Annotated in this window: 11 protein-coding genes; 5 read left to right on the top strand and 6 right to left on the bottom strand. The window is 63.3% G+C overall.

From position 1 onward, the window contains the following. Positions 1-93: 93 nt before the first annotated feature. From OA2633_RS05695 to OA2633_RS05670, 6 genes are all read right to left on the bottom strand, one after another. The gene (locus OA2633_RS05695) at positions 94-801 is read right to left on the bottom strand and encodes an SDR family NAD(P)-dependent oxidoreductase (RefSeq protein ID WP_009801540.1); all 708 of its coding nucleotides are present in this window, start codon (positions 799-801) and stop codon (positions 94-96) included. 238 nt (positions 802-1,039) lie between these two features. Next, on the bottom strand, positions 1,040-2,986 hold the full coding sequence (locus OA2633_RS05690; protein WP_009801539.1) for a serine hydrolase: 1,947 nt from the start codon (positions 2,984-2,986) through the stop codon (positions 1,040-1,042). Further along, on the bottom strand, positions 2,986-4,491 hold the full coding sequence (locus tag OA2633_RS05685) for a serine hydrolase (RefSeq protein ID WP_009801538.1): 1,506 nt from the start codon (positions 4,489-4,491) through the stop codon (positions 2,986-2,988). Before OA2633_RS05685 ends, OA2633_RS05690 begins: the two co-directional genes overlap by 1 nt. Positions 4,492-4,555: 64 nt before the next feature. Then, positions 4,556-6,100 carry an amidohydrolase family protein gene (locus tag OA2633_RS05680; RefSeq protein ID WP_009801537.1) on the bottom strand — a complete coding sequence of 515 codons (1,545 nt, stop codon included), beginning with the start codon at positions 6,098-6,100 and terminating at the stop codon, positions 4,556-4,558. Between the two features lie 40 nt (positions 6,101-6,140). After that, positions 6,141-7,703, bottom strand: coding sequence for a serine hydrolase (locus tag OA2633_RS05675; protein WP_009801536.1), 1,563 nt, complete (start codon positions 7,701-7,703; stop codon positions 6,141-6,143). Positions 7,704-7,739: 36 nt separating this feature from the next. Next, a complete protein-coding gene (locus OA2633_RS05670) occupies positions 7,740-8,930 on the bottom strand; it encodes a dipeptidase (protein WP_009801535.1) in 1,191 nt (396 codons plus the stop codon). Between the two features lie 112 nt (positions 8,931-9,042). On the opposite strand from OA2633_RS05670, the gene OA2633_RS05665 reads away from it, so the two are divergent. From OA2633_RS05665 to dgcA, 5 genes are all read left to right on the top strand, one after another. Next, positions 9,043-9,759 (top strand): GntR family transcriptional regulator, encoded by a 717-nt coding sequence (locus tag OA2633_RS05665; RefSeq protein WP_009801534.1) that lies wholly within the window; start codon positions 9,043-9,045, stop codon positions 9,757-9,759. A gap of 233 nt (positions 9,760-9,992) precedes the next feature. Further along, a complete protein-coding gene (locus OA2633_RS05660; RefSeq protein WP_009801533.1) occupies positions 9,993-12,332 on the top strand; it encodes a TonB-dependent receptor in 2,340 nt (779 codons plus the stop codon). Between the two features lie 100 nt (positions 12,333-12,432). Beyond that, the gene (locus tag OA2633_RS05655; protein ID WP_156776139.1) at positions 12,433-13,554 is read left to right on the top strand and encodes a hypothetical protein; all 1,122 of its coding nucleotides are present in this window, start codon (positions 12,433-12,435) and stop codon (positions 13,552-13,554) included. Beyond that, positions 13,535-14,611 (top strand): DUF1611 domain-containing protein, encoded by a 1,077-nt coding sequence (locus tag OA2633_RS05650; protein ID WP_009801531.1) that lies wholly within the window; start codon positions 13,535-13,537, stop codon positions 14,609-14,611. Before OA2633_RS05655 ends, OA2633_RS05650 begins: the two co-directional genes overlap by 20 nt. Positions 14,612-14,620: 9 nt before the next feature. Beyond that, the gene (gene dgcA, locus OA2633_RS05645; protein ID WP_040612491.1) at positions 14,621-15,604 is read left to right on the top strand and encodes an N-acetyl-D-Glu racemase DgcA; all 984 of its coding nucleotides are present in this window, start codon (positions 14,621-14,623) and stop codon (positions 15,602-15,604) included. Positions 15,605-15,645 lie beyond the last annotated feature (41 nt).

Below are 15,645 nucleotides of genomic sequence, written 5' to 3'. Positions count from 1 at the left end.
CTGCGGTCGAAATGTCCAGTGACCGGACAAGAAACGCCACTCTCAGGTGGGCTACAAAGGGGGAGTCCTGGACGGCTTGTGATTGGTTCGGGATCAGGCGAGCGCGGTCCGTCCGCCATCCACATTCAGGATGGTTCCCGTCATCCAGCTCGATTCTTCGGACAACAGGAAGCGGGCCAAGGCGGCCGGGTCCTCGGGCTGACCCAGGCGATGCAGGGCGTGGCTCTTGGCGATGCCGTCGCGCATGGCGTCGCTCTTGAGCACAGCTGAAGCGAGCGGCGTGTCGGTGAGGCTCAGCGCAATGGCGTTGACGCGCGTCTTGGGCGCGTACTCGGCGGCCAGCTGACGGGTCAGCGCTTCGAGCGCGCCCTTGGCCGAGGCGATAGCGGTATGGTTTTGGAACCCCTTCTGGGCGGCCACAGACGAGAACAGCACCATGGCGCTGTCCTTTCCCATACGCTCGCGGCTGGCGCGGGCGGCGTTCAGTGCGCCGATGACATTGACGTCAAAGGCGTGGCGCATGTCCTCTGCGGTAACGCGGCGCAAGGGTTTGAGATCAATCGTGCCCACGGCATAGGCCATGCCGTCCAGCGAGTCCGGGCCTTGCCCGATCGCCTGTTCAACCGCATCGCAGTCGGTGGCGTCGGCGACGGCGTAGCTCGCGCCAATCTCCTCGGCGAGTTCGGACAGGCTGTCTTCCGTGCGCCCGATTAGGTGAACTTCGTGACCATTGGAGGTGAGTTTGCGTGCCAGCGCCGAGCCGACACCGCCTGCACCGCCGAAGATTGCGTAGCTCGCCATGATTGTCTCCTCGATTGGCGTCTCTGAATTCCGGTTCCGAAGCGGGCGACCCGCCTCTCAGCCCCTAAGCTGTGTCGATTGCGGTGCAGAAAAAGGGGCGGGCCCTTCCCTCGCGTGTGAGAGGGGCAGGAGCGGATCGGGGCCGACGAGGGCCAGCTCAGAGTTTCAAACAAAAAAGCCCGGGCCAACGGATCAGAACCGGCCCGGGCCCAGATGTCTGACGACCGTAAGCCGACGTCTAGGTTTCAGCCTCCACATAGACATATTCGTGCTGACTATCGCGCGCTGTCAGTGTGCGAAGCCCGTCCTGTTCGCCGATCTCCGCTTCCAGACTGATGATGCCGGGGCCCACCGACACGATGGAGACGGTGCCGTCCGCGTTCACACGCGTGGCGATGGGGGCGCGAATGGCGCCGGCCTCGACCCAGGTCTCGCCATCCTGTTCGAAAATGCTGAGGGGCCCCAGGCCCGGGCTTTCATAGCGAGACGCCAGGGCGTCGAGCACTTCGGGGTCGCCGGGCAGGGTCAGGCCTTCGCGCCGAGCGCTGGCCTGGGCTTGCAGGCTTGCCGCCATGGCCTCGATTTCCGCCATGGCTTCAGGGCGGCCATCATAGAGCACTTCCACCAGACGGCGCAGGAAGGGTCGCAGAATGGCTGCGCCTGTATCGGCATTGGTCAGGATCACCGCGCCGACGCCGGCCTCGGGCAGGGCGTACCAGTTGCTGTGATAGCCGACGAGCGTGCCGCCATGGGTGACGACGGGGACGCCCCAATGCTCCTCATTGAACAGACCCATGCCGTACCAGACGCCTTCTCCGACCTGAACGCCGGGCTCGCGCCGGGCCAGCAGGTTTTCCTCGCTGACGAGACGCTCGCCCTCCGGCGTAAGCCCCCTGGACAGCTCAAGCTGGACGTAATGGGCCATATCCGACGCCGTCGAGAAGGCCCCGCCCGCCGGACGATAGGGATAGACGCTCTGATTGAAATAGTTGGACATTACGGTCTGTTCGCCGTCGATGTTCAGCCCGTGCGGCGGCGCCCAGTTCCCCGCTTCACCCTCAGCGTAATCGAAGGTGGTGTCATCCATGTGGAGCGGTTCAAAGATCAGCTCTTCCATGGCGCGGTCATAAGCGGCGCCCAGCTCCATGTCGGGATAGGCGAGCGCACCGCCCACATAGCCTGCGGCCGCCGCCATATTGTTGTTGTACTGGAACAGTTCTCCGAAAGCGCTCGTCGGCGCGGTTTCGGACAGTTGGCGGAAGACGTCTGAAGCGGGCGTATCAAGATCCGCGAGGATGAAGCCCCAGTCCTTGCGCGGCAGGCCCGTACACGCGCAGAGAAGATGACGGACCAGCGTGGCGTTGGTGGTTTCATCCGAGCCCAGACGGAAGGACGGATAGAGATCGACCACAGGCTGGTCCCAGTCCAGCAAGCCCTGATCCACCAGGATGGACAGCAGCAGCGTGGACATGCCCTTGGTGTTGGATGCGATCATGAACTTGGTGTCTGCGGTCACCGGCGCATCACCGCCCAGCTCGCGCACGCCGACCCCGCCTTCATAGACGACCTCGCCCTGATCAATCAGCGCCAGCCCGACGCCGGGGACATCAAGCAGCTCTGCGGCTTCGGCGACGAAATCGCGGAGCGCGGCGATGCGCTCCGCGGTCAGCGGATGGGCGGTCTGACCGGAAAAATCCTCCTGCTCGAAGCCTTCCGCGCGAACGGAATCACGCACAAGGGACAGGGCGGCGGAGCGAACATTGGCGGTCGACTGGGCGCCGTTGACGATGATCACCGTCCAGTTTTCGCCCTGACGCAGGGCCAGGGCGCTGACGATCGCCTGTTCGGACGGGGCGGTGACATAGCTGATCGAGACGCGTTCTTCCCAGCCATTGTCCGGCGCGGCGTTGGTGGTCAGCTCGACCTCGCGTCCGGCGTCCGCATCATAAAGCGCCCAGGCGGCGTTAGCGGCGGCCAGCGCGTCCTCGGCCGGTCCGACCTCGATCACCGCTATGTCGAGATTGCCTTCGGGGGCGGTGACGACCGATACGCTGTCTGATTGCTCGAGGCTCCAGTTCTCGGGCTGAGTCAGCTCAGGCGCGTCCTGCGCCAGCGCCGGGGTTCCGAATGCGGCCGCCGACAGCGCGACCACGGAGGCGAGGGTTTTCAAATCGGGCAGGGTCATCAGTCTTGCTCCTCGGCCGCAAGGCGGCGATAGGCCATGTAAGGTTGGGAATTGAAGGACAGGACGAGCGTCTCGTCGCCGCCATGGAACTGGATGCGCTCATAGGGTCCGCCATTGCGCGCGCCCGTGACCTTTTCATAGGTCAGCGGTCCGATCCGCTCCCAATAGGTCGTCTCGCCCTGATTGGTGATTTCCAGCCCGTCTTCGCCGACGCGCTCGACTGTAATGTCATAGGCTTCGTTCGGCGGGCGCGAATAATTGCGGCGGTTCACGCGATAGGTCCCTGCCGGAGATACTTCACCGGCGGGGCGCGCCTGACGCGGGGCAGGGGTCTCGGGGAAGACCCGTCCGATAATGGCGTTGGACAGGTCGGTGCGCGCCGCCGAACTTTCAGCGCCGCCTGTTGTGGACACGAAGAAACCGAAGCCGTGTTCCGGCGCCAGGATCAGATTGGAGTGAAAGTCGCCGGTATTGCCGGCATGCCCGACGAGCCGGGGGCCCGCTTCGCGCACCACATAAAAGCCGTGCGCCATGCCCGGCAGGTCCGGTGCGTTGCGCAGACTGTCGCTGAACAGTGTGGACACCGAAGACGGTTCGAGAATGCGCGCGCCCTCATAGACGCCGTCATTGAGCATGGCGAGCATGAAGCGCGCCATGTCATGTGCGGTCGAGGAGGCGGAGCCCGCGGGCATGATATTGCTGAACAGCTCGAAAGGCTGCTCGACCAGGCGTCCGTTCTCCAGCTCGTATCCCCTGGCCATGCGCGGCTGAAGCGCCTCGGGCAAGGGTTCGCGGAAGCTGGTGGAGGTCATGCCCAGCGGCGTGAAGATGTGACGCTCGACATAATCGGCGAACGGCTCGCCGGACACCCGTTCGACGATGTAACCGGCCAGAGCCGTGCCGTAATTGGAATAGGCCGCTTCCTTGCCGGGCGCCCATAAGCGCTCGGGCACATTGTCCCTGATCCAGAGATCGTAGGGCGTGAGTTCTTCGACGGTGGGCGCGGTTATGCCGCTCACATCGCTCATGCCCGGACTGTGAGACATCAGGTCGACGATGCGGACCGGCGCGCCCTCAAAGGGCGGAATCTCGAAATCGAGATAGCTGTTCACATCCGCGTCCTGCGCCACGCGCCCAGCTTCAACCTGTTGCATCAAAGCGGTCCAGGTGAAGAGCTTGGACACCGATCCCGGGCGGAACAGGGTCTGCGCCGGGTCCACTGGCGCGCCTGCCTCGATATCGGAAAAGCCGTAGCCGGCCGAGAACAGGATCTCGCCCTCATGCACCACGGCCAGGGTCGCGCCCGCCAGTTCATGGCTGACGATCTGCTGGGCCATCACGCCATCAACGAAGTCTTGAAGGCCTGCCAGATGAGCAGGCTGCATCTCGCTGAGCGCGCCCCCTGCGCCCCCGGCTTGCGCCAGGACAGGGGCCGGCAAGGCTGTGATCAGGGCGAAGGCGGCGATGGCGCCACGCCAGACGGTTCTCTTCTGTTTCCAGGTCACACTTCTCTCCCCATGTGACGGGTCGCCGGCCCGCCTTGTTCGGCGGTGTCCGGGCGGAGCTGGGCTATTGCGTCGGTCGCCGGACCGGTCGTCCGGGCCGGACCTCGGTATCGAGCCGGCCTTCGCGAACGACCGGCGTCCCGCCGACGATCACGTAGGAATAGCCAGTCGATGTCCGGGCGGGCGCCTCATAGGTCGCCTGGTCGCTGACCGTGGCGAGATCGAAAATCACGATGTCCGCGTCCATTCCCGCTTGCAGGCGTCCCTTGCGGCGCATCTGGGGCACGGCGTCCGCCAGGATCCGGGCGGGGATGAGGCTGGTTTTCGCCAAGGCCTCACTCAGACTGATCGCTTCGCGCTCACGCACATATTCACGCAGGAACCGCGAGAAGGTGCCGGCGCTGCGCGGGTGAGAATCCGCATTGTCAGGCAGCGGCCAGGTCTCCGCCGGCAAGACCTCTCCGTTCACCATCCAGTCGCCGCCGTCAGACGCGATGGAGCCGCCCGGAAACAGGATGGACTGGGACAGGATGGCCCGGTCGGCGGGGTCGTTCTCGATATCGAGGAAGTGCACCACGATCGTGGTGTCCGGGGCCTCCGCCTGCAGGCGGTCGAAGGCCTCATCGCTCAAGGGCGTTCCGGCGAGGGTGAAATCGGATTTCTCGATGCCGCCGAACCGGGCCTGCCAGTCTGCGCCTTCGAACAGCGCTGTCCCGATGGAGGTCGAACCTGCGCCATACGGATAGGCTTCCACCGTGATGTTCACGCCGTGCGCCTGAGCCGCCTCGATCATGGGGCGAATGACATTGATGTCGCGCAGGCTGATGCTGTTGAGGTGGGAAATGTGCATGTCCGCGCCCGTTGCGGCGGAGACGGCGATCATTTCCTGAAAGCCTTCAAGCGAGCTGTCCGGTTCGAGATTCGACAGATACCGCGCATGGGTGAAGCTGGGCACGTCATAGGCAGCGGCCAGCTCGTGCAGGGCGTAATATTCCGACCGTCCCGATCCGGGCACATAACCCAGCAGAACGCCAATGCCGAGCGCGCCTTCATTCAGACCGTCCCGCACGCGTTCCAGGACGGTGGCGGTCTGCTCTGCACTGGCCGGCGTGTAGCGCCAGTCCGGCCCGTCCTCATGGGCGTGAAGCGCACCGGCCTCATCAGGCTCGGCGCCGGTCAGCACCGCGTTGCGGGCGGCCGCCCAGTTGACCGCGGCGCCATAATTGATCGTGCGGCCCTCTTCGGCGGCGTCTGCATAGAAGTCCGCAACAGGATAAACCCCGGCCTCAAGTTCAAGGGCGGTCGTAACGCCATCCAGCGCCTGAACGCGGCCCGCCAGGAGGGTCTGGCCATGCGCGTGAAGGTCGATGAACCCGGGAGCGACGACGAGACCCGTTGCGTTGATCACGAGTTCCCCCTCGATCGGGTCTTCGGTGATCAGCGCGATCTCATCATCGCGGATCGCCACGTTACGGATCGTGTCGAGACCGGTTTCGGGATCGATCACGCGTCCTTCGAGGATGACGATGTCATAGGGCTGGGCGCCCTGAGCGAGTGCGGGGGCTGAAGCCGCCGCGAGCGCCAGTCCCAGGGTCAGTGTCTTGAGCATGGTCCGGACCTCCTTGCAGGCGTTGGACCGGCCTTCCGGCCTAGTCGCGCTTGGTGAAATCGAGATCGTGGAAATCGAAGGAGAAGTCAGTGGTCTCTGACACCGCCTGCATGGTCATGCCGGTGACCTGTCCGTCTACCACGGTGAAATCCACATAGGCGTCCGCATTCAGGCTGCGGTCCGGCCAGCGCGCTACAAACCGGTCCGGCGCAACGGCGATCAGCGGTGCGTCCAGCACCTCGGACCGGCTCATGTCGATGAACAGGCCGTCCTCGCGCTGCTCGATGGTCACAAGCCCGTACCAGGGATCGATATACTCTCCGGAATAATCATCCAGATCGCGCACCGGCTCGATAGCGACATCGGCCGTTTCGCCAGCGCCTGAGTCCTCGAGGGCCGTTTCACGATTGGCGGCGTAGACGCTTTGCAAAAGGCCCAGCCAGTCCGCTTCCGCCTCGGGGGCTGCGGCGTCGCTGAGCAGCTGCAGGGCCAGAGCGGTCGAGGCGTAGGTCGACACATTGCTGGTCACCACTACGGCTATGTCCTGATCGGGGAGGAGGCCGAGATAGGAGGAGGCGCCCAGAAGGCCGCCGCTATGGCCGACGAAATACTCGCCGTGAAAATCCCGCACAGACCAGCCATGCGCATAGAGCGAGAAATGGGAGTCTGCGAGCTGCGCCAGCAGGGGGCTCACAGATTGCGGCGTAACGGGCGACCACAACTCTGCAACCTGGCCTTCTGACAGCAGGCGCTCGCCATCCGGACCTACGCCTTCATTGAGCCAGAACTGGGCCCAGATCGCGAGGTCGGCGATGGAGCAGCTCAGCCCGCCTGCCGGAGAGGTGCTGTCGCCAATGATGTAAAGCGGGTCGATCGGGACGGCTTCGGTCTGTCCCGGCGCGCGGGTGTGCTGGGTGACGGTGTTCTCCGCCGCTGCGGCTTCGGAGGGCAGGGCTTCGCAGCTGTCCATGCCAAGCGGCGTGAAGATCCGGTCGTCAATCACATCGTGCCAGGGCTGGCCGGCTGCGCGTGCGACCACTTCGCCGGCGATGATGTACATCAGATTGTCGTAGGCGTATTCGGAGCGGAAGCTGGTGGCCGGCGGGATGTTGCGGATCGCAGCCAGAATGTCTGAGACTTCGGGCTTTCCATCGGGGAAGACCAGCAGATCACCCGCGCCCAGCGGCAGGCCCGAACGGTGGGTGACGAGGTCCCGCACAGAGAATTCCGCGGTGATGTAGGGATCGGACATCTCGAATTCCGGGATGAAGTCCCGGACCGGGTCATCCCAGTCCATCACCCCGTCATCAACCAGCATGGCGATCGCCGTGGTCGTGAAGGCCTTGCTGACCGAGGCGAAGGGAAAGATCGTGTCAGTGGTCACCGGCACATCCGGCTGACGGACATCCCGCACGCCATAGCTGTTCATGAAGACGATTTCATCGCCCTTCACGACCGCAACGGAGAGCCCGGTCACATCAAAATCCTCGACGGCCTGCCTGGCCGCCGCGCTCGCTCGTTCGGCTGTGAGTTCCTGAGCGGACGCAGTCGCCGAGCCCAACAGCAAGGCGGTCGCGGCCGCAGCAAATGCAGTGCGTGTCATTGTACTCTCCCCTCGGTGCGCGAAGCGGCGTGTTTTTTATTTCCAGATTTCGCCAAGCACGCGTTTGAAGTTGCCGCCGAGCATGAGCGCGATATCGGTGTCGGAATAACCGCGCCGGATCAGCCCTTCGGTCAGATTGAAGATTTTCTGCGGCGTATCGAAACCATCGGTGTCGATACGGCCTCGGAAGGCGTAGGACTCGTCATACCCGCTGGTCAGTCGGGCATGTGCGGCAGGCGAGACATCGTCATATCCGTCCGCATCCATGTCCGTGCCGATTCCCACATGCTCCACGCCGACAAGGCGCGCCACATAGTCGTAATGGTCCAGCATGTGCTCGATGGTCGTGGGTTCGCGGTCGCGTACGAAATTGCGTACGCCGGAAATGCCCATCACGCCGCCTGAGCGCGCCATGGCCTGGATCGCCTCGTCGGGCTTGGCCCGCGGATGGTCGCCGACCAGGGCGCGGGCGTTCGAATGCGTGATCAGGACAGGCGCGGTGGACAATTCAAAGGCGTCCAGCGTGGTCCGGTCGCCGCAATGGGATACATCCACCGCCATCCCCACCTCGTTCATGCGGGCCACGATGGCGGCGCCGAAATGGGTGATCCCCCCATCCACGCGTTCGGTGGAGCCGGCGCCGATCCGGTTCTGTGAATTGTAGGTGAGCTGGCTGACCCGCTGTCCCAGCGTGTAGAACTCGTTCACATCGTCCGGCGCATCGAAATGATGGGCGTTCTGGACCCCCACGATATAGCCGAGCCGGCCCTCTTCCATCACGCGATCGAAATCCTCGACCGCGTCGATGCGGCGGAACACGTCGGGGCGTTCGGCGGCATAGGCGTTCAGTCTCGCGATGAAGGAGAGGGCGCTGTCGCGTCCGCCCAGACCCACCGCAGGGTGGAAGACATTGACGCCGGAGCTGCGCAGTTTCTCAAGGTGCTCGTCGGTGACGCCCAACCCGTCTTCGAGCTTGGGACGCGGACTGTACATGGCGTCGAGCATGTCGCCGAGATCGGCGATGATCGAGAGCATGTCGATGACGACATTGTTCTCGATCAGCTCGATCGTGCGGGCGGAATAAGTGCGCTGAGATTGAGCGAAGACCTTGAACTGACCCGAATTGATCATGGGGGCTGCAAGCGCTGCGGCGAGGCCGCCCTTCAGAAGGCGGCGCCGTGTTGCGCCAGTCTGTTTCGCTGCGGTCCTGTGCGTCAGATTGGCCATGACAAACTGCTTCCTCATCCCCGGTATGGTGGGTACGCTAACGGAAACAGATCATTTAATACAGCCTTATTTTAAAATAAGGCCTCCATACTAATCTCTGCTGGGGCGGATCATGAGCAAGACGGCGCAGAACAAGCAGGCGAAACCGGCGGCGACGGATCCGGCTTCGGCCTATGACGTCATCATGGACGCCATCGTGACCCAGAAGCTCGCGCCCAGTCAGAAGGTCAGCGAGAACATTCTCACTGAAATGTTCGACATCAGCCGGACCACCGCGCGCAACATCATGGAGCAACTGACCGCCCAGCAATTCCTGGTATCCGTGTCGCCCAGAATCACGCGCGTCGCCCCGCTGACCTTGCTGGACGTGAAGCAGAATTTCGCCATGCGCAAAATGCTGCAGCCGGAGATCTTCGCCATGGCGGCGTCCCAGGTGGATGCTGATCTGATTGCGCGGATGAACGAGGACACCTCCCACAAGGCGCCGTTGGATGACGATGAAATTGCGCTTAAGCTTCTGAAAGCCAACAAGCAATTCAACGTCTACATGGCCCAGCACGTGAAATATCCCCTGCTGATCCACTGGATCCGGCAGCTGGAGGACACCACGATGCGGATTTACTGGCTGTATGTGAAACTGAACCGGACACTGCCCTATTCGTGGGAGCATCAACGCGCTCTGGTCGAAGCGATCCGCAAGGATGCAACGGATGAGATACGCGCCCAGGTTCACAAGATCCTGACCAGCTCAGAGGAGCGGGTTCTGGACGCCGTCTTCATGCATGACCAGCTCTATACCCAGGACCTGAAGGTTCCCGGTCAGCCCTGAATTCCAGCCTGAATCGAAATCCGGAACCGCCCCGCGCCCTGTGCGCGGGGCGGTTTTGTATGTGCGTAACGCATTGAGCCTGTGCAGCTCTTCAGCTTTCTGCTCCGGCTCGGGATAAACAGTTCTATCGAAATTAGAGTTCATCCTTCCCATCGCAATAAAACTGCCATAAGGTTTTTTAAGGCAGCCAAAAGAGCCGATATGCGCCATGGCCGCGAAATGGGGAGACCAACATGACCAATCATCTGAGAATAGCGCTGCTGGCCAGCGTTGCGTTCGCGGCCCCCGTGGCCGCCCAGGAAACGAGCCCGGACGCCGACGTCCGGTCTGTGACGGACGATGTGATTACCGTGACCGCGCGGTTCCGGGAGGAGACGGTCCAGGATATCGGCGCCAGCGTCGCCGGCATTTCGGGAGCGGAAATCCGGGAGCGGGGCATTCAGGACATCGAGGATCTGGCGCGAAGCATTGCCGGCATGGCGAACGTGAAGACGCGTCAGAACTCCAATGACATTGCGATCCGCGGCGTGCGCAGCGCAGGCAGCGGATATGAAACCAGCACGGTCTTCAGCGTATTTGTCGATGATGTCTCGGTCACGGGCGCCGGCAATCTGCGGGACTTCAGTTCTGTTGACCTGAACCGGATCGAGGTCATTCGCGGACCGCAGCCGACCCTGTTCGGTGAAGGCGCGGTCGGCGGGGTGATCCGCTATTTCACCAACGATCCCGATCTGGACGGTCCGCGCATCACCGGCGAAGCGGCGGGGCGCTATGAAACCATTACCGATGGCGGGACGGCCTACACGGTCCAGAACGCGACCTCGCTGGTGCTCGTGCCGGGCAAGGTCGGCCTGCGCCTGTCCGGTTTCCATCGCAACGATGACGGCTTCATCGACAATCCCAGCGAGGGAGAGGACGTCAACGATTTCGAGACCAGCGGCGGTCGCGCCGTTCTTCTGGCGCAATTGTCGCCCCGGCTGGAAGTCAGGCTCTCGGCCTTCCTGTCCCGGGACGAACTCGGGGAATCCACCCAGATCGATCCCGGCTCGGATCCCGAGGACCTGACCTTCTCGGCGTCGCCGCGCTCTGGCAGCTACACCGACGATTTCGATCTGTACGCCGGGCGGGTCACCTACAGCTTTGACGCGATCGATGTGACCTCGATCACCGGTTATTACGAGCGCAGCACGGCCTCGGCCCTGTTCAGCGCAGGCAATTCTTTCGGCCTGGCGCCCTTCTTTCCGACGATTGACACGACGGCGTTCAACACGAGCTCCAGCGAGTTCGAACAATTCTCCCAGGAGTTCCGGTTCGTGTCAGACTTCAGCGGTCCGCTGAATTTCACCGCCGGCGTCTATTATCGCGATCGCGAGGATGTCAGCGGTCAATTCCTGACCGGCGACGGGTTCGTCACCGTGACCAATCCGTCGAGCTCGAATCTTGCGACCCGCTTGTCCAGCACCCAGTCTGAACAGTATTCCGCCTTTGCCGAATTCACGTTCGAGCTGACCGAGCGTCTGCGCCTGATTGGCGGCGTCCGCTATGTGAACGACACCGTCACGGCCATTCTCCAACAGGATGATGTGGTGAACCTCGTTCCCCAGTTTGACGGCCAGGGCAATCTCATTCCCTGGACGGAAAGCAACCCGATCGGCTTTGTCAGCACGCTGGATCTTTTGACCGGCGCCGGCTTCGGCACCGAGTTCGAGTTCGAGCTTGAAAAATTCCTGCCGCGTGCCGGCGTGGAGTTCGAGCTGTCCGAAGACATGCTGCTCTACGCCAACATTGCGCAGGGCGCGCGCAATGGCGGCATCGGCAACGCCATTGCCGCCCTGGGCGCATCGGGCGGCAGCCAGGATGTGTTCTTCCAGAACCTGACCTTCGACGATGATCAGGTGCTGTCGGTGGATGCAGGGGTGAAAGCCTCCTGGTTCGATGGTGATCTGATCACCAATCTCGGCGTCTTCCACACCACTTATGAAGACACCCAGATCCAGGTGAACACGCCGGCCAACAACACGGTGAACGGGCCTGAACAAACCATTCTGGGTCTTGAGCTGGAAACCCGGCTGCAGGTCAATGACAGCCTGTCGACCTTCCTGAACCTCTCGGTCATCGACGCCGAGTTCGATCAGGGCAAGCTGATCACTTCCGCGCCCGGCGGGACCTATGGCCAGTTTGACCTGCGCAAGGGCAATGCTCCGGCCAATATTCCCGAATACACGCTTGCCGCCGGTTACTCCTTCGAGCGGCCGATCGGCGCGTCAGGCTGGAGCCTGAACTCCAACGGCTCCTTCCAGTATGTCGGGCAACGCTTCTCCAACGTTCAGAACTTTGAGTCCGCGGAACTTGATTCCCTGGAGCTGCTGAACCTGCGGATTGGCGTCTCGAATGATCGGTGGGGTCTGCACCTGTACGGCACGAACCTGCTGAATGATGTCGAGGCGGTCAGCATCGGATCGAACCCGCTCCAGCAGTTCGTGACGGCGGACGGCGCGCTTGATGCGCCCATCATCGCCGCGAGCGTCAACCGGCCGCGTGCGGTCGGGCTGAGCCTCTCCCTGCGCTACTAGGGGACGCGGCGACATGTGTCCGGCGAGCTTTCCCCTGGGCTCGCCGGACCGGGGCGCGGCAGTCGAGCCGGGTCCAGACATGAATGCGTTAGCGAATGACATGACCTCCATTTTCAAGACCTACCTTTTGCCAGGCCTGGTGTTCCAGTCCGTCATTATTGGCGGCGGCTACGGCACGGGACGGGAAATCGCGGAATACTTCCTGTCTCATGGCGCGCTTGGCGGCTTGCTGGGCTTTGGCGTGACGGCGTTGACCTGGGCCGTGCTGCTCGCTGTCGGCTTCGAGTTCGCCCGGGTGTTCAAGGGCTATGACTACAAGACTTTCTTCTCGGCTCTGCTGGGGCCGTTCTGGCGTCTGTTTGAAATCCTGTATCTTCTGATCGCCCTGCTGGTCCTGTCGGTGCTGGGCTCCGCCGCCGGGCAGATGATCGCCACCGCTTTCGGGGCGCCCACCGTGGTTGGCGCGCTGGGATTGCTGTTGACCATTGGCGTCCTCGCCTTTTTCGGAGGCGGCGCGATCGCGAAGGTCATGACCTGGTGGTCCGTGCTGCTGTTCAGCCTGTACGGCGTGTTCTTTGTCTGGGTCAGCGTTTCCCAGGGCGAGGCCATAGCCTCCGCCCTTTCAGGCGCGAGCGCCGAGGGCAACTGGGTGCTCGATGGCGTGCGCTACGCCGCTTACAATCTGGTCGCATTCGCCGCCGTCCTGTTCGTCCTTCCGAACCTGAAGACGCGGCGGGAAGCGGTGACGTCCGGCGCCATCGCCGGGGCGGTCAGCATATTGCCCGGCGTTCTTGTCTTCATCGCCATGCTGGCCCGGTTTCCCGGCATCGAGACCGAAGCGGTTCCGGTGGTGGTCCTTCTGGGCTCGCTCAATGCGGTCTGGCTCGCGGCGGCCTTCCAGGTCGTTCTCTTCGGCACCTTCGTGGAAACCGGGGTCGGGATCATCCACGCCATCAACGAACGCGTCGCCATCGCGCTCAAGGCCAGCGGACGCCGTCTCCCCCAATGGGCGCGCTTCGTGCTCGCCACCGGATTTCTCGCCATCGCGATTTTCCTGGCCGAGGCCGTCGGGATCATCGACCTCATCGCGGGCGGCTATGGCGCCCTTTCTTACGCCTTCATCGCAGTGGTCGTCGCGCCATTGCTGACGCTCGGCATTTTCAGGATCGCAGCGTCTGACAATCCAGTTACGGAGGAACCCCGTGTCTCTCGCCAGTCATGACGAACTCCACGGCGAAGCCGTCGCCCCGGACGGGCTCAGCGCGGTCCAGCTCAAGCCTCCCTATCTGATCTATTTCGGGGATGTCCGCGATTACGGTCACGCCAAGACAGGTCTCGGCCTGATCCAGTGGCGACGCGAGCTCTGCGCTGGGCAGTTGCGCGCTGCCGGATGCCAGGTCGATGGCGGTCTGCGCGATATGAGCGTGACCGAGGCGGCCGCCCAGGGGCTGGGCTCGATCATAATCGGCGTCGCCTCCGAGGGCGGCTCAATTCCGCGCGCCTGGGTGAAGGATCTGGCTGAAGCGGCGCGCGCCGGTCTCGATGTCGTGTCCGGCATGCATGTGCGCCTGTCAGATTTTCCGGAAATCGCCATGGCGGCGCGCGCGTCCGGCGCGCGGCTGATCGATGTGCGGACGCCGCCAAAGACCATTCCGATCGGGGTCGGGACAAAGCGCCCGGGCAAGCGACTTCTGACCGTGGGCACCGATTGCGCCGTCGGCAAGAAGTACACCGCCCTGGCGATTGAACAGGAAATGCGTCGGCGCGGACTCGACGCCGATTTCCGCGCCACCGGACAGACCGGCATCATGATCGCCGGAACGGGCGTGCCCATGGATTGCGTGGTGTCCGACTTCCTGTCCGGCGCCGCCGAGATGCTCTCGCCGGCGGCTGCGTCGGACCATTGGGACGTCATCGAAGGTCAGGGCGCCTTGTCTCATCCCAGCTTCGCCGGGGTCAGTCTGGGCCTGCTTCACGGCGCACAGCCTGATGCGCTGGTGCTCTGTCACGACCCGTCGCGCACCTATCTGCTGGGCGCTCAGGACCGTCAGGAATTTCCGATCCTGCCGATCCCGGAAGCCATCGAGCAATGCCTGACCTTCGCCCGCCGGGTGAATCCCAAAGCGCGCTTTGTGGGGCTGTCGGTGAACAGCTCCTCGCTCTCCGATGCCGAGCGGCGCGAGCTCTTTACCCGCTATGAACGCGAGACGGGCCTTCCGGTCGCCGATCCGATCCGGGACGGCACGGCCCGCATCGTCGACAAACTGCTTGAAGAATAGGACTTCCCCATGCGTTTGAGCGTGCATCGCACAAGCTGGCCCATGACGGCGCCTTTCGTCATCACAGGGCATGTCTTTGACAGTCTCGAGGCTGTGGTCGTGACCCTGGAGCGTGAGGGCGTCTGCGGATCGGGAGAGGGCGTGCCGGTCTACTATCTTCAGGAAAGCGCCGTCGAAATGCTGGACCAGATCGAGGCGGTGCGAGCCGAGATCGAGGCCGGGATCACCCGGGAAGGGCTGCTGGATCTGATGCCGGCCGGCGGGGCGCGCAACGCGGTTGATTGCGCCTTGTGGGACCTGGAGGCCAAGAGCACCGGTCAATCGGTCTGGGACATGGCGGACATCCGCCCTCAGCCGTGCCGGACGGCGTACACGCTGGGCATTCAGAAGCAGCCCGATCTCATGGCCGCACAGGCCACACGCGCTCGGGATTTCAAGCTCATCAAGATCAAGCTCGACGGCGTGGATCCGGTAGAGAGGGTCATGGCGGTGCGCAAGGCGCGCCCGGATGTCCAGATCATCATCGACGCCAATCAGGGCTTCACATTCGACATGCTGCAGTCCGTGCTCGAGCCCTTTGCGGCGCTGGGGGTGGCCATGGTGGAGCAGCCCTTGCCGCGCGGCGATGACGCGGCGCTGGAAGGGTTCAAGTCCCCGATCCCCCTGTGCGCGGATGAAAGCTGCCTGCATCGCGGCGAGCTGGCTCAGGCTCTGGGCCGCTATGACATGATCAATATCAAGCTCGACAAGACAGGCGGGCTGACGGAAGCGCTCCTGCTGGCGCGCGAGGCGCGGGCGGCGGGCAAGGGCCTGATGGTGGGCAATATGCTGGGCACATCCCTGTCCATGGCGCCAGCCTTTGTCATCGCCCAGCTTTGCGACTTCGTCGATCTGGACGGACCGCTCAATCTCAAATCCGATACTGCGCCGGCCATGCGCTATCATGAGGGGCTGGTCGAGGCGCCGACCCGGAATTTCTGGGGGTGTGCGTGACCCTGCCCCCCCCCTGCCTGTTCGCGCGTGAGCGTGGGAGT

It is taken from the genome of Oceanicaulis sp. HTCC2633, assembly GCF_000152745.1.
Taxonomy (GTDB): domain Bacteria; phylum Pseudomonadota; class Alphaproteobacteria; order Caulobacterales; family Maricaulaceae; genus Oceanicaulis.
Note: the sequence above shows the minus strand (reverse complement) of the source record. Positions and strands in the feature narration are given on the sequence as shown.